This is a genomic window from Kumtagia sp., assembly GCF_059502445.1.
In genome coordinates this window covers 61165-82080 of sequence record NZ_JCACER010000107.1, presented here as the reverse complement: position 1 = coordinate 82080, position 20916 = coordinate 61165, and the positions used below count along the sequence as shown (strand labels likewise).

The following is a 20916-nucleotide window of genomic DNA, read 5'->3' as shown; positions in this document are numbered from 1 at the left end:
GCCGGTCAGCTTTGGACGAGCCGTGACGAAGGGTCAGGCCTGGTCGATCCAGACCTTCGGCAGATCGATCTGGAAGGTCTGGTGAACGCCGTAGTTCTTTACCTTCGGATTCATGTGGCTGAAGAGCTTCTGCCAGAACGGCTGAATGATCACCCCCGAGTCCTGCAGGATGGTCTCCAGATCCTTCATGACCTCCCGCCGCTTCTCCGGATCGCTGACGGACAGCGCCTCCTTCAGCTTGGCATCGAAGGTCGCGTCGGAATAGGCGCTCTCGTTCCATGCCTCGCCGGTGCGGTAGCCGAGCGCCAATATCTGCACGCCGAGCGGGCGCATGTACCAGATCGTCATCGAGTACGGGTACTTCGTCCAGTCGTTCCAGAAGGTCGATCCCGGCAGCACGGTGCGCTTCACCTTGATGCCGGCGTCGCGGAGCTGTGCGGCGATGGCGTCGCCGGTGTTCTTCTGCCAGTCGTCCTCGATGGTGATGAGCTCGTGCTCGAAATCGGCCTGTCCGGCCTCCTCCATGAGCTTCCTGGCGCCCGCCGCGTCGCGTGTCTTCTTGGGCAGAGGATAATATTCGGGGTGGATCGGGCTGACGTGATGGTTCTCGCCGACATCGCCGCGACCGTTGTAGCCCAACTGCAGAACGACGGCGTTGTCTACGGCCATCTGCAGCGCGTTGCGGACCCGCTTGTCGTCGTAGGGCTTGTGCGTGACATTCGTGCGCGCCACCAGAGTGGTTGCCGTGGCGACCTCGGACTTGGCCAGCCCGATATTGTCGAGGATGTCGATGAAGTCCGCCGGGGTTTCGAAGTTGATGTCGATCTCGCCGGACTCGAAGGCGTTGACCGTCGCCGAAAAGTCCGTGCCGTAGTCGATGAACTCGACGGAATCGAGCAGCGCCTCGCCGCCCCACCACTTGCCGTTCTCGCGGCGCTTGACGACGGCCTTCGAACCGGTGTCGTAGGACACCAGCTCGAACGCCCCCGTGCCGATCGGCTTGCCGACAGGGTCGTCGCCCGCAAAGCTGCGATGCACCACCAGGGCCGGATAGTCGGTGAAGTTCGGGATGAGCGAGATATCCGGCGCGTTCAGCGTCAGCTTGACCGTGTGATCGTCGACCTTCGCGATCGCGCCGTCCTTCGCCTTGCCGGTGGCCTCGTCGATCAGCGCGCCGACGCGCGCGGCCATGGAGTTGCCGGAGACGCCCTTCTCGCACCAGCGGGCGAGGTTGAAGACCACGTCGTCGGCATTGAAGGCATCGCCGTTGGTCCAGGTGACGTCCTTGCGGACATGCAGGACGTATTCCGTCGCGTCGTCGTTGACTTCCCAGCTTTCGAGCAGGACCGGCTCGAAGGTGAACTCGCGGGTGTAGCGGACGAGCGGCTCCAGCCATGTACGCGATATGTTGGCGAGTTCGACCCAGTCGTAGGTTCGCGGGTCCTTCTGACCCTTGACGGCCATGGCGACGCGCAGCGTGCCGCCTTTCGTGCCTTCCTGCGCGACCGCCCTGGAGGGGGCCGCAAGTCCGATCATGCCGTAGGCCAGCGCCGTCGATGCACCCATCGCGCTCGCCAAAGCGAGGAATTCGCGCCGGTCCATGCCGCCGGCGCGGACATCCGCGGCCATCCTTTCGATCGCCGGCGAAACCCGGTCGCCGTTGCTTTTGAAGAAAAGCATCTACTCCTCCTGTTATCGTTACGTTGCTCTTGTCTGCTCTTTTTTCGAGAGTGGTTCCCTACACCCTCAGCGTGAAACGGATGCCGTCATAGACAGCGGCGTGGATGTTGCGCGAGGCGACCGCGTCGCCGATGCGGAACAGGACGAAGCCGCCGTCCCTGTTGCGCGGCGGAAAGATGTCGCCGCCCGTCACCAGGCGCTCGTAGTCGACGGCGCCGAGGTTTTTCGAGAGCGGCTTCAGCGCATGGTAGAGATCGTCATTGGCCTGCGTGCCGTGCTCGACCACCACCTGGTCGACACGCCGCTCCTCGCTCCAGCCGTCGGCAAAATCGGAACACAACACCGCCACGAGCTGGTTGCCGTCGCGCCGCACCGACCTCAGCCTGGTGTTGATGGTGACGCGCACGCCCTTTTCGTGGAAGGCCCTGACATAGGGCACATGGTTCATGCCGCCCATCTCGGGCGCGAAGAAGCGTTCCGGCGAGACGAGCTCGAGCCGCGAACCGGCATTGGCGACGATCTCCGCCGCCGTCATGCCCTGATGGCCGCCATTGTCGTCGTAGAGCAGCACGTTGTCCGCCGGCTTCACGGCGCCGGACACGATGTCCCAACTGGAGACGACGAGATCGTCGCCCGCCTCCAGCGGCGGATTTTGAGGCAGCCCGCCGGTGGCGACGACCACCACGTCGGGCTCCAGGCCCAGCACGTCGTCGGCTTCCGCCCAGACATTGTATCGGACCTCCGCGCCGAGCCGTTCCAGCTCGGAAAGCCGCCAGTCGACGATACCGATCAGCTCCCTGCGGCGCGGATTGTGGGCGGCGAGCCGCACCTGGCCGCCGGCCTTCTCGGCCGCCTCCAGCACGGTGACGGCGTGGCCCCTCGCCGCGGCGACACGCGCCGCCTCAAGCCCGGCCGGACCGGCGCCGACCACCACCACCTTCCGCGGCGCGTCGGCGGCCCTGCCGATCACATGCGGGATCGTCGCCTCGCGGCCGGTGGCGGCATTGTGGATGCACAACGCCTCGCCGCCCTCGTAGATGCGGTCGAGGCAGTAGGTGGCGCCGACGCAGGGCCTTATCTCGTGCTCGCGGCCTTCCATCACCTTGCGCAGGATGTGCGGATCGGCGATGTGGGCGCGCGTCATGCCGACCATGTCGAGCTTTCCGCTGGCGATGGCGTGGCGGGCCGTCGCCACGTCCTGGATGCGGGCGGCATGGAAGACCGGGAACTTCGTCGCCGCCCTCACCTCGCCGGCGAAGTCGAGATGCGGCGCCGAGCGCATGCCGGTGATCGGGATCACCTTGGTGAGGGCCGCATCGGTCTCGATGGTGCCGCGGATGATGTTGAGGAAATCGACCTTGCCCGACGAGGCCAGGCGGCGGGCGATCTCGACGCCCTCCTCCTTCGACAGGCCGGCGGAAAAATCCTCGTCGGCGACCATGCGGATGCCGACGATGAAATCCGGCCCGACCGCCTTGCGCACGGCGTCGAGCACGAGGTTGGTGAAGCGGAGCCGGTTGTCGAGCGAGCCGCCGAAATCGTCGTCGCGACGATTGGTGGCGGGCGACCAGAAACCGTCCATCAGATGGCCGTAGGACTCGAACTCGATGCCGTCGAGGCCGGCCTCCTTCATTCGCTGCGCGGCCGACGCGTAGTCCGCGACGATGCGCTCGATGTCCCAGTCCTCCGCCTGCTTCGGGAAGGCGCGATGCGCCGGCTCGCGCACCGGCGAGGCCGAGAGCACCGGCAGCCAGTCGGCCTTGTTCCAGCCGGTGCGGCGGCCGAGATGGGTGAGCTGGATCATCACCTTGCAGTCGTGCTCGTGGCAGGCGCCGGCCAGCTCCGCGAGCCATGGCACGATGTCGTCACGATAGGCCTGCAGGTTGCCGAAGGCGGCCGGGCTGTCGCGCGACACGATCGCCGAGCCGGCGGTCATGGTCAGCGCCATGCCGCCCCTTGCCTTCTCGGCATGATAGAGCCGGTAGCGCTCCTTCGGCAGGCCGTCCTCGGAATAGGCCGGCTCGTGACTGGTCGACATGACCCGGTTCTTGAGCCGCAGGTGCCTGAGCTGGAAGGGCTCAAGCAGCGGGTCCTTCGCCGCCAACGCACTCGCCGCCGCGTTCACGCGCCATGCTCCAGCGTTTCAGGGGACCGATCCATTCCTTCCTTCGTCGTCCGTTCTAGTTCACCGTGTCCGGCAATCGCTCCTCACGTCGCGCGATGAAGTCGGCAAGCCCTTCGGCGATACCCTCGTCCAGTTTCGGCTCCTCATAGTCGGCAAGCATGGCACGCGCCTTCTCGCGTCCGCGCGTGTCATGATCCCTGGCTCCTTCGGCGTTCCACTGCTCGAAGGAATTGAAGTCCATGAGGGACGGCATGAAGAAGGCCGACTCGAAATGCTCGAGCGTGTGCTGGGTGCCGAGGAAATGGCCGGCCGGGCCGACCTCCCGAATGGCCGCCAGCGCGTCCTTGAAGTCGTCGAAGGAAAGCCCGCCCGCATATTTGTACCATCCGACCAGCTGCTCGCAGTCGGTGGCGAATTTCGAATAGCCGCAGGTCAGGCCGGCTTCCAGCCATCCCGCCGAATGCCAGATGTAGTTGGCGCCTGCCAGAATGGCCGCATGCATCAGCATGTTGGCCTCGTAGCCGGCTTGGGCGTCGTTCAGCTTCGACCCGACATGGAAACCCGACGTGCGCCAGGGAAGCCGGTATTTCCGCGCCAGCGCACCCATCAGGTACATCATCTGCGCGGCCTCCGGCGTGCCTCCCATGGGAGCGCCGGTCTTCATGTCGACGGTCACCATGAACTGCCCGTAGATCTGCGGCGAGCCCGGCCGGAGGAGTTGCGTGAACGCCACGCCGGCCAGCGCCTCGGCGTTGACCTGGGCCACCGCGCCGACGGCGGACGCCGAAGTCGAGGCGCCGCAAAGGGCGAAGGGCGCCAGGATCAGCGGCTGGTTGTGGCGCGCATAGACCTTCATCGCATCCAGCATCGTCGCATCCCACACCAGGGGCGAGTTGCAGTTGGTGATGGAGACGAGGACCGGATTGTCGCGCACGAACTCCTGGCCGAACACGATGCCCGCCATCTCCATCGTGTCTTCCGCCCGCTCGCGGGACGTGACGATGCCCATGAACGGCTTGTCGGAGTGCTTCAGCGCCGAATGGATGATGTGCAGGTGCCGCTTCGGCACCGGAATATCCATGGGCTCGCAGATGATCGAACTCGAGGAATGCAGCGCCGGCGCCATGTAGGCCAGCTTGTGGAAGTTATTGAGGTCCGCGAGCGTACCGTAGCGGCGGTTGTTGTCGAGGTCGCGCACATAGGGCGCGCCGTACATCGGCACGAAAATCGAGTTGTCGCCGCCGACCTGGACCGTGCGGTCGGGGTTACGGGCGTTGAGCGTGAATTCGGCCGGCACCTTGGCGACCAGTTCCATGAGCAACGCACGGTCGATGCGCACACGGGTGTCGGTGACGTCGGCGCCGGCGCGCTTCCACATGGCGATCGCCTCGTCGTCACGGAACTCGCATCCCACCTCTTCGAGGATGGCAAGCGACGCCTCGTGGATCAGCTCGACGGCTTCGTCCGGCACGATGTCGTAGACGGGTATCTTGCGCACAAGCGTCGGGAACGAGGGGATCGGCGCGCTGCGCATGGCCTTGCGGCCGAGACGCCCGCCGCCACGGCGGTGGGCTACAGGCTGTTCCGAGGTCCGGACGGCATCCGCTACGGTCATTGTTCCGCACTCCCTTGCCCGTAAGGAGAACGCCTCGCAAGCTCGGATTCAAGCGAATAAGCGACCAGCTTCGCTTGAGCTCAGCTCAATCGTCAAGGGAGAGCAGCCAGTCGCGCAGCACGGTAGCCTGACGGCTCAGCGGCCGGCGGGCGCTCCAGGTGACGAAGTAGGACCGCGGCGCCGCGATCTCGGCGTCGGTGAGCTGCACCAGATCGCCGGACTCGAGCAGCGGCGTGACCAGGCTGGCCCAGCCCAGCACGGCGCCATGGCCGCTGCGCGCCGCCTGCAGCGCGATCACGTGGCTGTTGAAGCGGCGTACGTTGAGGCGCCGGTCCGGGCAGCCGACCTCGCGGAAGAAGTCGGCCCAGGTCGTCCAGTCCCAATCTATGCCTTCGACGGAAAGCAGTTGCAGCCTGGAAAGGTCCTCGATCGTCGCGACCGGATGTGTGCGCGCGAAACCGGGGCTCGCCACCGGGAAAATGCGGTCGTCATAAAGCTTTGCCGACAGCTCGTCCGGCCAATCGCCGCTGCCGTAGCGAAGCCTGAGATCGATGTCGGGACGATCCAGGCCACGCGGCTGATCGGAGATGACGTGGTCGACGACGATGTCCTGGTGACTGCTCCAGAATGCGCTCATGCGCGGCATGAGCCAGAGATGAGCCATCGCCATGGTGCATCCGATGGTGACGTTCGGCTGCCCCCCTGCGGCCTTCACCTGCAGGAAGGTGGAGGAGATCCGCTCGAAGCCTTCGCGCAGCGCCGCGGCTATCGTCTCGCCCTCGCGCGTCATTTCGAGCGCCCGGTGCCGGCGCACGAACAGCGGATTGCCGAGCTCCTCCTCCAGCATCCGGACTTGCTTGGAAATCGCGCCCGGCGTCACGTTGAGCTCGTCGGCAGCCTTGGTGAGGCTGAGGTATCTGGCTGCTGCCTCGAACGCGGCAAGGGCGTTCAACGACGGAAGGCTATAGTATCGGCGAACCATTCTGATGCCACCCCGGCCGCGTGCCGCGGCTCAATTTTGGAGAACATCGCCCGCAGCCTCGTTTGCCCGTGGCTCAACCGCCGGGGAATTTCGTTCATGTTGACTATTAGCCTTGTTTGCCGGTCGATGTGCAACCGCCGTCTTCCCTCGCGGAGATGGATCCGCCGCAGGTACCGAAACGCGTCCGCATCCAAGGTGCGGCGCTCCGAGGGAGGGGGCAGTGTCCCAACGGGCTTTCAAACGTCTCTTCGAGCCGGTCGCATTGCGAGGAAAGACGCTCCGCAACCGCATCGTCTTCGGCGCTCACACGGCGAACATGGCGGTGGAGGGCGTGCCTACGGAACGGCATGTCGGCTACTACGCCGAACGCGCGATCGGCGGGGCGGCCATGGTGGTGGTGGAACCGATGCCTGTGCACGCGGCCGCCGTGCTGACCCGCGGCAACTTTCGCCCTGGCGATGACAGCGTCATCCCCCACTTCCGCAAGGTGACCGAAGCGATCCGCGGCAACGGCGCGGTGGCGATCCAGCAGCTCTACCATGTCGGGCAGCACGCCGACGCGGACAACTCCTTCCACGCCGGCTGGTCGCCGTCCGGCCTGCCGAGCTACCACGACTCCGACGGCTCGCACCGCATGACCGAGACCGAGATCGAGGACACGATCGACGGCTTCGTCCAGGCGGCACGCCGCTGTCGCGCGGCCGGCTTCGACGGCGTCGAAGTGTGGGCGGCCTATCATTCGATGCTCGACCAGTTCTGGACGCCCTGGTCGAACCGCCGCGCCGATCGCTGGGGCGGCAGCCTCGAAAACCGCACGCGCATGAGCCGCGAGGTGATGAGCCGTATCCGACGGGAATGCGGCGAGGACTTCATCGTCGGCCTCGCCGTCAATGATGAGCCGGACGTCGAGGTGGCGCTGAAGCGGGAGGCGCTGTCCGAGATCGTCGAGCGGCATGACCGCGACCACCTGATGGACTACGTCACCTGCGGTTCCGGCAGCTATTTCGACTTCTACAAGATCATGCCGACCTTCGTTTACCCGGAAAAACTCGGCGCCGAGCTCGCGGCCGTGCTGAAGTCCACGGTCCGCCACGCTCTGGTCACGGCCGAAAGCCATATCCGCACGCCCGAAAACGCCGAGGGCGTGCTGAGCGAGGGCCGCGCCGACCTGGTCTCGATCGTACGCGGGCAGATCGCCGACCCGCATCTCGCCAACAAGGCTGCCACCGGACGCGCCGACGACATCCGCGGCTGCCTGTCCTGCAACCAGATGTGCTGGGGCCGCCGCTCGCGCGACTACTGGATCAGTTGCGTCATCAATCCGTCGGCCGGACGCGAATTCGAATGGGGTGGCGACCGCTTCACGCCGGCCGAACGGCCCAAGCGCGTGTTCGTCGTCGGCGGCGGGCCGGCCGGGCTGGAAGCGGCGCGCGTCGCGGCGGAACGCGGGCACCATGTGGTGCTGGCGGAAGCCTCGGATCGTCTGGGCGGGCAGTTCCGCCTGGCAGGCCTGCAGCCGCGCCGGGCGCAGATCCTCGACCTCATCGACTGGTATCAACGGCAGCTCGGCCAGTTGCAGGTCGAGGTGCGTTACGGGCACTATGTGGAAGCCGAGGACGTCGAGCGCGAAAATGCCGAGCACGTCATCATCGCCACGGGGTCCCAGCCGCCCGACGGTGCGTTCCAACGGGCGCTGCCGCAGTTCGACGGCATTCCGGGTGGAGGACCTGCCCTGTCCGCGGAAGCGGTGATGGCGCGCGAGGCCAGGCCAGGCAAGCGGGTCATCGTGCTCGACGACGGCGGCAACTGGAAGGGATGCGGCACGGCCTGGAAGCTTGCCGAGGATGGTCACGGGGTCACGATCGTCACGCCGGATGCCCTGGTGGGCAAGGAGTTGCAGCGGATGGCCGTCGACCTGCCGCTGCGCCGCGCGCTAGCCCGCCTCGGCGTCCGCTTCCTGACCGAAAGCGCAGTGATCAACTGGAACGGCGAGTTGGCGACGATTGCTTCGCTGCTTGATGGACGCGAGCAGCAATGCGAAGCGGACGCGCTGGTCTATGCCGCCACCAACGTCGCGGACGACGCTCTCGCGCGCGGACTGGAGGAACGCGGCGTCTCCTTCGCCGCGATCGGCGACTGCACGGCCGCGCGCCAGGCGGCATTCGCGATCCATGACGGACGCAAGATCGCGCTGGCACTATAGGAGCGCCCGGCGAGCAAAGGTTCGGCGCAGGCCTGCGCCAGCCGCCGGGCAACAACGTGATCAGTTCCACAGCAACAGCGACTCCTTCTCCTTCGTCGTCACCGAGAAATGCGCCGGTCCGACCTCGCGGAAGAAGCGGGAGAACATCTCGATGAACAGCCGGACGAAGAGCGGCTTCGAATTGCCGTAGGGGTCGAGGATGATGACGGACGGCGGCGGCAGTTCGTCGAGGATGGGGCGGCGTACGATCGCCGATCCGTCGGCCGTGGCGCGGCCGATCGGCCGCATGTTGAGGATGGACATGCCGAAGCCGGAGGCGACCGCCGAGCGGACCGTCTCGTAGGAACGGGTGTGGAAACGGACTTCCGGCCGCTTCGCCAGGATGTCGAAGAGCGTCAGCAGGTAGGTCGCGGTCTGCGGCATGTCGAGCAGGACGAACGGGCGCGTGGCGATGTCGGCGAGCCATACCGCATCCCTGGCGGCCAACGGGTCGTCGGCATGCAGCAGCGCATGCGCCGGCACCTTGCAGATCTTCGTCATCGTGCCGGCCGTGATCGAGCCGATGTCGTAAAGGACGGCGAGATCGATGATGCCCTCGGACAGCCATGACTGCAGCTGCACCTGGTCGCCTTCGAGCAGGTCGATCTCCACGTCGCCGACATGGTCGACATACCGGCGCAACATCTCCGGCATGAACAGCGCGCCGAAAGGCTCGAAGCAGCCGATGCGCAGCACCTTGGGGACGCGTTCCGAGAGGTCGCCGATGGCGCGGTCGAACTCGGTCGCTGCCGACAGCATGATCCGCGCGGCGCTGATGAAGCGTTCGCCGGACGGCGTTATCTGCACGCCGCGCGCCGGGCGCCGCTCGAAGATGCGTGCGCCCATCTCGCCCTCGGCGAGGGCGATGGCGGCAAGGATGGAGGATTGCGAAATATGGAGCGCCTTCGACGCGGCCTGAACGCTGCCGAGGCTCGCGACCTCGCAGACGTAGCGAAGCTGGCGGATGCTGAGATTCATTTTTCCCTGACGCCTCCACGGAATGTAAAAACTTACGCAACAGAATACATTTTGTGAACTGGCGATGCCGGTCCAATCTGCCCTCAAGCTCGCCGCCAGATGCGGGCCGCCTAATCCGCAAGGGGAACATCAGCATGCCAAGACGCGACCCGCTCACCGGGGCGGCGGAACTTTGCCGCATGGGCGCTGCCGATCTGGCCGCTGCCTTCCGCAGCGGCGCGGTTTCACCCGTCGAGGTGGCGAAGGCAGTGCTCGATCGCGCCGAAGCGATCAACCCCGAGCTCAATGCGTTCACGCTGATCGATCGTGCCGGAGCGCTTGCTGCCGCCGCCGCTTCCGAAAGGCGCTGGAAGGACGGCGCGCCGCTGTCGGACGTCGAGGGCGTTCCGACCACGCTGAAGGACATCGTCTGGGTCGAGGGCTGGAGCGTCCGCTACGGCAGCACCACGACATCCGACGTTCCCTGCCAGGCGGACGCACCTTCGGTCGCCCTGCTCCGGAAGGCAGGAGCGGTGTTCATCGGCCAGACCACGACGCCGGAGTTCGGCTGGAAGGCGATCACCGACAGCGCGCTGTTCGGCGTGACCCGCAATCCCTGGAATCCGGAGAAGACGCCGGGGGGCTCCTCCGGCGGCGCGGCAGTCGCGGCCGCGGTCGGGGCCGGCGTGTTCCATCTCGGCACGGACGGAGGCGGGTCCATCCGCATCCCCGCATCCTTCACCGGCATCGTCGGCCACAAGCCGACCTTCGGGCGTGTGGCCGCATATCCCGCGAGCCCGTTCGGCACGGTCGCCCATATCGGCCCGATGACGCGCAGCACGGCGGACGCGGCGGCCATGCTGAAGGCGATGTCCGGCCGCGACCTGCGGGACTGGGCGCAAGGTGCGGGCGTCCTGACGCCGCTTGACGACGAAGCTGGCTTCAGCCTCGCGGGCAAGCGCGTCGGCTACTGGTCGCAGCCGGCATCGGGCACCGTGGATCCCGAAGTCGCACGGATCGTCGATGCCGGGGTGGCGCGCCTGGCGGCCGCCGGCGCGATCGTCGAGCCGGTCACGCTGCCGGCGGAGAATCTGCTCGACCTCTTCCACCATCACTGGTTCACGGGCGCCGCGGCAAGGGTCGCGGGCATTGCCGAGCAGGCAAGGGCGGCGGTCGATCCGGGCCTCCTGGAGGCGGCGCGCGCGGGGTCGGCCTTCACCTCCACCCAGCTCGTCCAGGCGCAGATACGGCGTGGCGAGTTCGGCGCGGCGATGGACAGGATGCTCGCGGAATTCGACTTCCTCGTTTCTCCCGCCACCGCCTTGCCGGCTTTCGACGCGGGGCTCGAACTGCCGAAGGACAGCGGCTTCAAGCGCTGGACCGAGTGGGCGGGCTTCAGCTATCCGATCAATCTCAGCCAGCAGCCGGCCTGCGTTATTCCTTGCGGCCTGACGGCCGCGGGACTTCCCGTCGGATTCCAGATCGTCGGAGCGCGGGGGGCGGACGCCCGCGTGCTGTCGGCCGCCGCCAGCCTGGAGGCGATCTTCACCGGATAAGCATCGAACACCGCATAAGGAAAACGACCAAGCACAAGGGGAAGCCGATATGTTGAACAGACGTGCAATGCTTCACGGGTTTGTGGGAGCGGGCGCCGCCGGCGGCGCCCTGCTCGCCGACATGAACAGGACCGCCAAGGCGCAGGAGGGCGAGCCGGTCCATGTCGGGTCGGCGCTGCCGATGTCCGGCTTCGCCGCCGCGGACGGCATCGAATTCAAGAACGGGCTCGAGCTGGCCGCCGCGGAGATCAACGCCGCGGGCGGCATTCTCGGCCGGCCGATCGAGCTTCATATCGAAGACACGAAGGACCAGGGCGCCGACCTGGTCTCGCAGGCCATGCAGCGCCTGGTCGACCGCTACAACACGCCGGCGATCATCAACGGCTACAATCTCGGCACCAACATGATCGAGATGGATGTCGCGGCCGACAACGACATCATCATGATGCACTACAACACGCTGATCTCGCACAACGAGAAGTTCAAGACCGATCCCGAACGATACTACGGCTCGTTCCAGGGCGATCCGCCGGAGTTCTGGTACGGACCGGGCTGCCTGAACTTCCTGAAGACGCTGGCGGAAGGCGGCAAGTGGACGGCGCCCAACAAGAAGATCGCGATCATCCCGTCGGCCAACGAGTATTCGATCGTCATCGCCAACGCGATCCGCGACAAGGCGGCGGAGTACGGCTTCGAGGTGAGCCTGTTCGAGACGGTTCCGTTCCCGACCAACCAGTGGGGACCGACGCTCGCCAAGCTCAGGCAGGACCCGCCGGCCGCCATCATCGTCACCCACTTCCTCCCGCAGGACCTCGCGCAGTTCATGGTGCAGTTCCTGACGCAGCCGATCAACAGCCTGGTCTACATGCAGTACGGGCCGTCGCTGCCGGCCTTCCGCGAGATCGGCGGCGCAAGCATCAACGGCGTCATCTACTCGACGGTGATCGGCTGCCTGCCGGACGAGTTCTCGAAGGCCTACCGGGAGTCCTACCGCGCCAAGTTCGGTCCGAACTCGGCCTACATCACCGGCTCTCAGACCTATGACGGCCTGTGGATGTGGGCGATCGCGGCGGCCATCGCCGGCGGCCCGGGCGAGCCTTTCGACAAGGAGCAGGTCGGCAAGGTGGCGGCGGTCATGCGCCGCAACGTCTATCGCGGCGTCAACGGCACCTATCGCGCGGATCCGGCGGGCCAGTCGGCCTATTGCTACCCGACGCAGGTCGCCGATCCGTCGCTGGGCATGCCGCACCAGTTCCTGCAGCACCAGGACCACACCACCGATCCGAAGCTGATCGCGCCGGCGCTCTACGCGACCGACGCGTTCCTGCTGCCGCCGTGGATCAAATAGGGCGATGCTGAACCGACCGTCGGCCGGGCAGCCGGCCGATGGTCGTCTCGGAAGGAGCGGGATCATGACGGACGACACCGCAACGCTGCTCGAATGCGACAATGTCGTGAAGCGCTTCGGCTCGCTTGCAGCGGTCGACGGCATGTCGCTGACCGTCCGCCAGGGCGAGGTGGTCGGCATCGGCGGCCCCAACGGGGCCGGCAAGACGACCTTTTTCGACGTCGTCACCGGGGTGACGCCGGCGACGGACGGAAGGATCGTCTTCGACGGGCACGACATCGCCGGCCTCGGCGCCGACCGCATCTGCCAGCTGGGCATCGCCCGCACCTTCCAGCTCAACGCCGCCTTCGAAAGCTTGACGGTGCGCGAGAACATCGACATCGCCGCCTATTTCGGCAGGAGCCGGCGGGCGATACCCGGCATCCGGCTGGGCAAGGACGTGCGCGAGCAGACCGACGAAGCGCTCGCCTTCGTCGGCCTTGCGGACAAGGCCGATGCGGCTGTCGGCCAGTTGCCGGTGCTTGACCGCAAACTGCTGATGATCGCCGGGGCGATCGCGACAAAGCCGAAGCTGCTCTTCCTCGACGAGCCGGTCGGCGGCCTGAACACGACCGAGATCGACCACATCATCGGCCTTGTCGAGCGGCTCAAGGCCGACGGGCTTACCGTCGTGCTGATCGAGCACGTCATGCGCTTCCTGCTCGCGCTTTCGAGCCGCGTGCTGATCATGCATCACGGCAAGAAGATATTCGAAGGCCTGCCGACCGAAGTGGCGGAAGATCCGGTCGTCGTCGAGACCTATCTGGGCGAGGCCACGCGCAAGCGCCTCAAAAGCTTCTTCGCCGAAGGCGAGGTGGGCGCATGACGCTCTCGGAAAAACCTCCCGTCCTCAGCCTTTCCAACATCGTCTCCGGCTACCGCGAGCTCACCGTGCTCAAGGGCATCTCCTTCGATGTCGCCGCCGGAGCCTTCGTCACCGTCGTCGGGCCAAACGGCCACGGCAAGTCGACGCTGCTGAAGACGATCTCGGGCCTCGTGCCGCTGAAGCAGGGCTCGATCGGCATCAATGGCAGCCCGGCGCCCGGCCAGCCGCACGCCATCGCGGCGCTCGGCGTCGCGCATGTGCCGCAGGGCGACATGCTCTTTCCCGAGATGAGCGTGGTGGAGAACCTGCTGATGGGCGCCTATCTGGCGCCCTCCAAGATTGAAATCGACCGCCGGCTGGACGAGGTCTACACGCTGCTGCCGAAGCTGGCGGACCGGCGGCACCAGATCGCGTCGTCGCTCTCGGGCGGCGAGCGCCGCATGGCCGGCATCGGGCGCGGCCTGATGATGGGCGGAGAGATCCTGCTGATCGACGAGCCCTCACTGGGGCTCGCGCCGCTCGTCATCGAGCAGGTCTACGGGGTCATCGCCGAACTATCGAGGAGCGGGCGCACCATCCTCCTGGTCGAGGAGAACCCGGCGCGCGTCGCCGACCTCGCCGATCACCTGCACCTACTCGACGACGGCGAGATCGTCTGGTCCGGCCCTCCGGCCGAACTTCTGGCGCGCGACGAACTGCTCGCAACCTATCTCGGAGGCTGACCCATGCTCGACATCCTGACGTCGATCATAATAGCCGGCCTCACGACAGGCGCTCTCTATGCCCTGGCGACTGTCGGCCTGTCGCTGGTGTGGGGTTCGATGGGCATGCTCAACATGGCGCACGCCGCCATGCTGACGCTCGGCGGCTATGCCGCCTTCTCGCTTTCCTCGGCACTCGGCCTTCCCGCGGTCGTCGGCTTTGCCGGGGCGGTGCTGGCCGGCGCGGTCGCCGGCGGACTGCTCTACGTCTTCATCGTCCGCAACCTGCTGAACAACGACAAGGCGACGTTCGAGTCGAACGTCATGATCGCGACGGTCGGCATCGGCATAGCGCTCGAGAACGCGATCCTGCTCACCTTTGGCGGCCAGCCGCTGAAGCAGCCCATTTCCGCGACGGGGTCGCTCATCATCGGACCCGTCAACCTGCCTTACCAGAACATGCTGATCGTGATCGTCGTCATCGCCCTGATGGCGCTGGTCGCGCTGCTGCTTGCCAGGACGCGCATCGGGCGGGCGATCCGCGCCACCGCGCAGAACCGCGAGGCGGCGCAGCTCATGGGCGTTGCCGTCAACCGCGTCTATTTCCAGGTGCTGGTGCTGTCCGGAGCGCTCGCCGGCGTCTGCGGCGTGATGGTCAGCTCGATGACGCAGCTCTCGCCGCCGCTCGGCAACGACCCGATGCTGAAAGCCTTCATCATGTGCGTCGTCGCCGGGCTGGGCAACCTTCCGGGCGCGGTGGCCGCCGCCTTCGGGCTGGCGCTGCTGGAGGCCTTCGTCCAGTACGCGGCGGGCGCGCGCTGGGGCTTCCCGTCGCTTCTCTTCGTCGTCATCGCGGTCCTGATCTGGCGGCCGGCCGGGCTGTTCGGCCGCGCCCAGATCCGGCGCATGTGAGGTGAAGCCATGACGACGTCTCTCCGACCGATGAGCGTCTCCGGCTCCGCCAGGCTTGATCTGCTCGTCAGCCTCCTCCTCGTCGCCGCGGCGGTGGCGCTGCCCTTCATGGTCGACAGCCGCTACGTGCTCGGCCAGGTGGTGCTGGCGCTGTTCTATGCCACCATCGCATCGCAGTGGAACCTGCTGTTCGGGTTCTCCGGCATCTTCTCGCTGGCGCAGATGGCGATCTTCGCCTTCGGCGGCTACGCGACCGCGATGATCTGCTTCTATTTCGGCTGGAACGTCTGGGCGGCGCTCTTTCCCGGAGCGCTCGCCGCGGTCGTCTTCTCGCTGATCGTCGGCCTCGCCTGCCTCAGGTTGACCGGCGTCTACGTGGCATTGCTGACGCTGGCGATCGCCCAGACCATGTACCTGCTGATCGTCACCGATACCGAATGCTTCGTCATGGTCGGTTCGATCTGCCGGCAGCTCACCGGCGGCGCGGTAGGCTTCGCGCGCTTCGGCGATCTCGGCACCCGCGAGTTCCTGAAGGGGCAATGGCTGGTCGGCAACTACGCAATCGTCGCCACGCTGTTCGCGGTGACGATGATCGCCACCTACATCATCGTCAAAAGCCCGATCGGCCTTGCCTTCAAGGCGCTCAAGGACAATCCCGGCTACGCCGTCGCGCGCGGCGTCAACCGCTTCCAGGCACAGCTTCTGGTGTTCGGCATCTCGGCCTTCTTCACCGGCCTGGCCGGCGGCTTCTACGCAGCGCATTTCCAGGCGATCGGGCCGGGCATCCTGTCGATGTCGCAGCTCATGTTCATCATCGCCATCGCCGTGGTCGGCGGCGTCGGCACGTTCTGGGGACCGCTCGTCGGCACGATCGTGCTGGTCGCCGCCGACGAGCTCATGCGCGAGGCCGGCGAGTTCCGCACGCTCGGCCTCGGCCTCATCATTGCGCTGTCCATCGTGCTCATGCCGAAGGGACTGGTCGGCCGGTTGGGCGATCTCGTGCGCTGGTTGCGTCGCCGCTCGGGCGCAGCAGGCCGGTCCAAGCTGCGGGAAAGTACGGCCACGGCCGGAGAGTGAGGAGGCTCCCATGTACGACACGATCATCATCGGGGCAGGTTCGGCGGGCTGCGTTCTCGCCAACCGGCTGAGTGCCGACCCCGGCCGCAAGGTTCTCGTGCTCGAGGCGGGACGGGCGGCGCCGATCGCCTCCGACATCCCGTCCGACTGGGTGACGATGTTCAATACCGGCGCCGACTGGGGCTACCACACCGAGCCGCAGGCGGGTTGTCGCGGCCGCCGCATCTTCTGGCCGCGCGGCAAGATGATCGGCGGCTCGGGCGCGCTCAACGCCATGATCTACATCCGCGGCCTGCCGTCGGATTACGACGGTTGGGAGGCGATGGGCTGCCCCGGCTGGGGCTGGAAGGACGTCTTCCCCGTCTTCCTCCAGTCGGAGGCCAATGCCGACATCAAGGACAGCCCCTACCACGGCAATGACGGCCTGCTGCACATCGGCAACGTGCCCTATGTCGACAGATACGAGCGCATGTGGATCGAGGCGGCGGAAGCGGCCGGCTACGAATACAATCCCGACTACAATGGCGAGAAGCAGGAGGGTGTCGGCCTCTTCCAATTCACCATCAGGAACGGCGAGCGCTGGGGGACCGGCAAGGCCTATCTGCGGCCGGCGCTGGAGCGGCCGAACCTGACGCTGAAACCGGGCGTGCTCGTCACCGGGCTCATCGTCGAGAACGGGCGGGTCAAGGGCGTGAAGTACCTGGCCGACGGCGTGCCGGAGACCGCCTATGCGGAAAGCGAGGTGGTGCTGTCGTCGGGGACCGTCGGCTCCTGCCAACTGCTTATGCTGTCCGGCATCGGCCCTGCCGACGAGCTCGCGGCGGTCGGCGTCAGGCCGGTCCACGATCTTCCGGGCGTCGGCAAGGACCTGCAGGACCACTTCAACATCCCTATCACCTTCTACACCAGGGAGCCGATGGGTATCGGCGCCTGGACGGACGAGATCATCGCCCAAAGCTTCGAGGAATGGCGCGACCACCGCACCGGCATCCGCTCCTCGCCATGGGTCGCCTCGGGCGGGCATGTGTGCAGCCGGCCGGGTGTCGAGCCGGACCTCCAGCTCTACGGTGCTATCAGCCCGCATCGCGACTACGCCCGCTTCCTCGGCGGCCAGTCCGGCATCACCACGCACTCCACCCTGCAGCGGCCGAACAGCCGCGGCGAGATCAGGCTGCGCTCGGCGAACCCGATCGAATATCCTTCGATCGATCCAAAATATTTCGTCAGCGATCCCGAGGGCCTCGACCTCGCCACCCTGGTGGAAGGCGTCAAGATCAACCGGCGCATCATGCAGCAGTTGCCGGTCAGGGAGCTGGTCGACTATGAGGTCAGCCCGAGCGCCGAGTGCAAGACCGACGCGGAGATCGCCAACTACATCCGCGGCCACATGACGACGCTCTACCATCCGTCGTCGAGCTGCCGGATGGGCACCGACGCCATGGCCGTCACCGACCCGGCAACGCTCAAGGTGCACGGACTCGAAGGCATACGCGTCGCCGACGCCTCGGTGATGCCGAAAATGATCTCAGGTAATCTCAACGCGCCGACGATCATGATCGCAGAGCGCGCTGCCCGGATGATACTCGCAAACTGAAGAATCGGCATTGAAGGAGGAGGCGATGGCCAGGACAGGCTGGAACTTTCACGAACTCTATCTGTGGCACGATACCGGGACGGGCGCCCAGTTCTTCCCCGCCGGATTGACGGTCGAGCCCGGCGAGCACGCCGAGAATGCCGCCACCAAGCGGCGCTTCAGGAACCTCATGGAAGTGTCCGGGCTCACCGACCGGCTGGTCAGCATAAAGTCGGCGCCGGTGGACGAGGACGACCTCGCCCTGTTCCACACCCGCGACTACATCAGCCGCATCAAGGCGTTGAGCGACGAGCGCGGCGGCGAGGCGAGCTACCTCACGCCGTTCGGGCGCGGCAGCTACGAGATCGCCTGCCTTGCGGCCGGCGGCACCCATGCGCTGATGGACAAGGTCCTGTCCGGCGAGATCGACAACGGCTACGCGCTCGTGCGGCCGCCGGGACACCATGCCGAAAGCGACAAGGGCATGGGCTTCTGCCTGTTCGGCAACATCCCGGTCGCCATCCTGAAGAGCCGCAAGACGCACCGGTTCGACCGCGTCGCGACCGTCGACTGGGACGTGCACCACGGCAACGGCACGCAGGCCGCCTTCTGGGCCGATCCCGGCGTGCTGACCATCTCGCTGCACCAGGAGCGGCTCTACCCGCACGACAGCGGCGACCGCGAGGAGCGGGGTGCCGATGCCGGCTTCGGCTATAACATCAACGTGCCGCTGCCGGCCGGAAGCGGGCACGGCGCCTACATCGCCGCCTTCGAGCAGGTGGTGCTGCCGGCGCTCAAGGCCTACAGGCCGGACCTGATCGTCGTGCCGTCCGGCTTCGACGCCTCCGGCGCCGATCCGCTTGGCCGGATGATGCTGCACAGCGAAACCTACCGCGAGATGACGCGCATGCTGATGGAAGCAGCCGACGCGCTTTGCGGCGGCCGCCTGATGATGTCGCATGAGGGCGGCTATTCAGCAGCCTACGTGCCTTACTGCGGACTTGCGGTGATGGAGCAACTCTCCGGCATGAAGACCCACATCGACGATCCCTTCCTGCCAGTGTTCCGCGCCTGTCATGGCCAGGACATCCAGCCGCACCAGCAGGCCGCGGTCTCGGCCGCGGCGGAACTTGTCGGCGCGATCAAATGACCGCGGAAGCCGGCGAGCAGGAACGTCGAGCTGGAAAGCCAGGCCGCGGGCGCCGCGACGGCGAACCTTTAGGCCGTGAGCGCATAGACCGACGTACGGAAGACGAGGGCGTCGGCCACCCAGGCCGGATTGTATCCGCCGCCCGAGACGGAAGCCGAGCGCCAGCGGGCGAACCGTCTATCGTTGATATTCTCGGATGACCCGCAGGAACGCATCGCCATAGCGCTCCAGCTTGGATTGTCCCACGCCGGAGATTGCAAGGAGCGCATCCCGGCTGGCCGGGCGGCTGGTGGCGAATGCAACCAGCGTCGTGTCGGGGAAAACCACATAGGGCGGGACCGAAAGCTCCCTGGCGATTGCCAGCCGAGCGGCCCGCAGTGCCTCGAAGAGCTCCATGTCGGAGCCTTCGAGCGCGGATTTGGCGTTCGCCGGACCCGAGGGCTGACGCCGTGCCGCCTTACCCGTCGTCGGACGGTCCTTGCGGAAGCGGATCTCGCGTTCGCGCCTGAAGACGGCGCGCGCCGAAGGCTCCAGCTTCAGCGCGCCGAAGGCGTCGTGATCGACCGCGACGAGGCCGGCGGCGAGAAGCTGGCGGTACACCGACTGCCAGGTTTTCGGCGGGATATCCTTGCCTGCACCGAAAACCGGGATGTCGGCATGGCCGAAGCGCAGCGTCTTCTCGTTCCTATCGCCGGTGAGCACGTCGATCAGATGACCGGCGCCGAAGCGCTCGCCGGTCCGGTAGATCGCCGCCAGTGCCTTGATGGCGGCATCCGTCCCGTCCCAGGTTTCCACCGGCTTGAGGCAGGTGTCGCAGTTGCCGCAATTGCCCGCATGCGCCTCGCCGAAATGGGCAAGGATAGCCTGTCTTCGGCAGCCGGGCGTTTCGCAGATGGCAAGTAGCGCATTGAGCTTGGCGCGCTCGACGCGCTTGATATCGTCGCCCGCGTCGCTGCCGTCGATCATCCGGCCGCGCTGGATGACATCGGCCATGCCGTAGGCCATCCAGGCATCCGACGGCAGCCCGTCGCGCCCGGCGCGGCCTGTTTCCTGGTAATAGGCTTCGACCGAGCCCGGCAGATCGAGATGGGCGACGTAGCGGACGTTCGGCTTGTCGATGCCCATGCCGAAGGCGACCGTGGCGACGAGGCAGAGGCCCTCCTCCCTTAGAAAGGCGTCCTGATTGGCGTCGCGCACACCGCGGTCCATGCCGGCATGATAGGCGAGCGCGCGGATGCCCTGTCCGTTCAGCCATTCGGCCGTGTCCTCGACCTTGGCGCGCGACAGGCAGTAGACGATGCCGCTCGATCCCTTGTGGCGCGACAGGAAGCGCAGGAGTTGCTGGCGCGGCTGGTCGCGCTCGACGATCTCATAGGCAATGTTGGGGCGGTCGAACGACGTCGTGAACACCTCGGCGTCCTCGAGGCCCAGCCGCTCGATGATGTCCATGCGGGTATGCGGGTCGGCCGTCGCCGTCAGTGCGATGCGGGGCACGCCCGGAAAATGCGCGGCAAGATGGCCGAGCTCGCGATATTCCGGCCGGAAGTCGTGCCCCCATTGAGAGACGCAGTGCGCCTCGTCGATCGCAAACAGCGCGATCCTGGCATTGCCGATCAGGTCGCGGAAGCCGGGCGTTACGATGCGCTCGGGCGTGACGTAGAGAAGGTCGAGATCGTCGGCGGAGATCGCTCGGCGGACCTCCGAAAACTCTTCGCGCGTCAGCGAGGAATTCAGCGCGGCGGCGCGTACGCCGAGCTGTCTCAGGGCCTCCACCTGATCGCGCATCAGCGCGATCAGCGGCGAAACGACGATGCCCACGCCGCGGCGGCAAAGCGCCGGAACCTGGAAGCAGAGCGACTTGCCGGCGCCGGTCGGAAAAAGCACCACGGCATCGCCACCCGCCACGACCCGCTCGACGACGGCGGCCTGCTTGCCGCGAAACGCGGCATAGCCGTAGACGCGCTTCAGCACGGCAAGCGGATGCTCGGCGCCGTCACGGCCAATCAGCGGATCGAAAAGGCTTTGGGTCTGCGACATGGAATCGTTTTCGTGGGGCGACCGGTCTTATGGCACAAATCCCGCGGCACGAGGCAACATACGATAGCGAAGGCAGGAGGGGCCGCAAGGCAAGGC

Annotated in this window: 15 protein-coding genes; 9 read left to right on the top strand and 6 right to left on the bottom strand. The window is 66.4% G+C overall.

What is annotated here, in order from left to right:
• Nucleotides 1–33: 33 nt before the first annotated feature.
• The 4 genes from AC5JDC_RS28120 to AC5JDC_RS28105 all read right to left on the bottom strand — a co-directional run bounded on the left by AC5JDC_RS28120 (nt 34) and on the right by AC5JDC_RS28105 (nt 6402).
• The gene (locus AC5JDC_RS28120) at nt 34–1680 is read right to left on the bottom strand and encodes an ABC transporter substrate-binding protein (RefSeq protein WP_495846681.1); all 1647 of its coding nucleotides are present in this window, start codon (nt 1678–1680) and stop codon (nt 34–36) included.
• 58 nt (nt 1681–1738) lie between these two features.
• Nucleotides 1739–3784, bottom strand: a complete 2046-nt coding sequence (locus tag AC5JDC_RS28115) for an oxidoreductase (protein ID WP_495846945.1) — start codon at nt 3782–3784, stop codon at nt 1739–1741.
• A gap of 76 nt (nt 3785–3860) precedes the next feature.
• Complete coding sequence (locus tag AC5JDC_RS28110; RefSeq protein ID WP_495846679.1) at nt 3861–5420, bottom strand: trimethylamine methyltransferase family protein; 1560 nt, start codon at nt 5418–5420, stop codon at nt 3861–3863.
• An 85-nt stretch (nt 5421–5505) separates the two neighbouring features.
• Nucleotides 5506–6402 carry a LysR substrate-binding domain-containing protein gene (locus tag AC5JDC_RS28105; protein ID WP_495846677.1) on the bottom strand — a complete coding sequence of 299 codons (897 nt, stop codon included), beginning with the start codon at nt 6400–6402 and terminating at the stop codon, nt 5506–5508.
• 220 nt (nt 6403–6622) lie between these two features.
• Here AC5JDC_RS28105 and AC5JDC_RS28100 point away from each other — a divergent pair, with 220 nt between their 5' ends.
• Nucleotides 6623–8605, top strand: coding sequence for an oxidoreductase (locus AC5JDC_RS28100; RefSeq protein ID WP_495846675.1), 1983 nt, complete (start codon nt 6623–6625; stop codon nt 8603–8605).
• 60 nt (nt 8606–8665) lie between these two features.
• On the opposite strand, the gene AC5JDC_RS28095 is transcribed toward AC5JDC_RS28100, so the two are convergent.
• On the bottom strand, nt 8666–9622 hold the full coding sequence (locus AC5JDC_RS28095) for a LysR family transcriptional regulator (RefSeq protein ID WP_495846673.1): 957 nt from the start codon (nt 9620–9622) through the stop codon (nt 8666–8668).
• Nucleotides 9623–9756: 134 nt separating this feature from the next.
• Here AC5JDC_RS28095 and AC5JDC_RS28090 point away from each other — a divergent pair, with 134 nt between their 5' ends.
• From AC5JDC_RS28090 to AC5JDC_RS28055, 8 genes are all read left to right on the top strand, one after another.
• Nucleotides 9757–11157, top strand: coding sequence for an amidase (locus AC5JDC_RS28090; RefSeq protein WP_495846671.1), 1401 nt, complete (start codon nt 9757–9759; stop codon nt 11155–11157).
• A 67-nt stretch (nt 11158–11224) separates the two neighbouring features.
• A complete protein-coding gene (locus AC5JDC_RS28085; protein WP_495846669.1) occupies nt 11225–12505 on the top strand; it encodes an ABC transporter substrate-binding protein in 1281 nt (426 codons plus the stop codon).
• A 64-nt stretch (nt 12506–12569) separates the two neighbouring features.
• Nucleotides 12570–13370, top strand: a complete 801-nt coding sequence (locus AC5JDC_RS28080) for an ABC transporter ATP-binding protein (protein ID WP_495846667.1) — start codon at nt 12570–12572, stop codon at nt 13368–13370.
• Nucleotides 13367–14092: an ABC transporter ATP-binding protein gene (locus tag AC5JDC_RS28075; RefSeq protein ID WP_495846665.1), complete on the top strand. Its 726-nt coding sequence runs from the start codon at nt 13367–13369 to the stop codon at nt 14090–14092. Before AC5JDC_RS28080 ends, AC5JDC_RS28075 begins: the two co-directional genes overlap by 4 nt.
• A 3-nt stretch (nt 14093–14095) precedes the next feature.
• On the top strand, nt 14096–14983 hold the full coding sequence (locus AC5JDC_RS28070; RefSeq protein ID WP_495846663.1) for a branched-chain amino acid ABC transporter permease: 888 nt from the start codon (nt 14096–14098) through the stop codon (nt 14981–14983).
• 9 nt (nt 14984–14992) lie between these two features.
• Complete coding sequence (locus AC5JDC_RS28065; protein ID WP_495846661.1) at nt 14993–16060, top strand: branched-chain amino acid ABC transporter permease; 1068 nt, start codon at nt 14993–14995, stop codon at nt 16058–16060.
• Nucleotides 16061–16070: 10 nt separating this feature from the next.
• Nucleotides 16071–17654 (top strand): GMC family oxidoreductase, encoded by a 1584-nt coding sequence (locus AC5JDC_RS28060; RefSeq protein ID WP_495846659.1) that lies wholly within the window; start codon nt 16071–16073, stop codon nt 17652–17654.
• A gap of 25 nt (nt 17655–17679) precedes the next feature.
• A complete protein-coding gene (locus tag AC5JDC_RS28055; protein WP_495846657.1) occupies nt 17680–18783 on the top strand; it encodes a class II histone deacetylase in 1104 nt (367 codons plus the stop codon).
• Nucleotides 18784–18960: 177 nt separating this feature from the next.
• On the opposite strand, the gene recQ is transcribed toward AC5JDC_RS28055, so the two are convergent.
• Nucleotides 18961–20820, bottom strand: a complete 1860-nt coding sequence (gene recQ / locus AC5JDC_RS28050) for a DNA helicase RecQ (protein WP_495846655.1) — start codon at nt 20818–20820, stop codon at nt 18961–18963.
• Between the last annotated feature and the right edge of the window lie 96 nt (nt 20821–20916).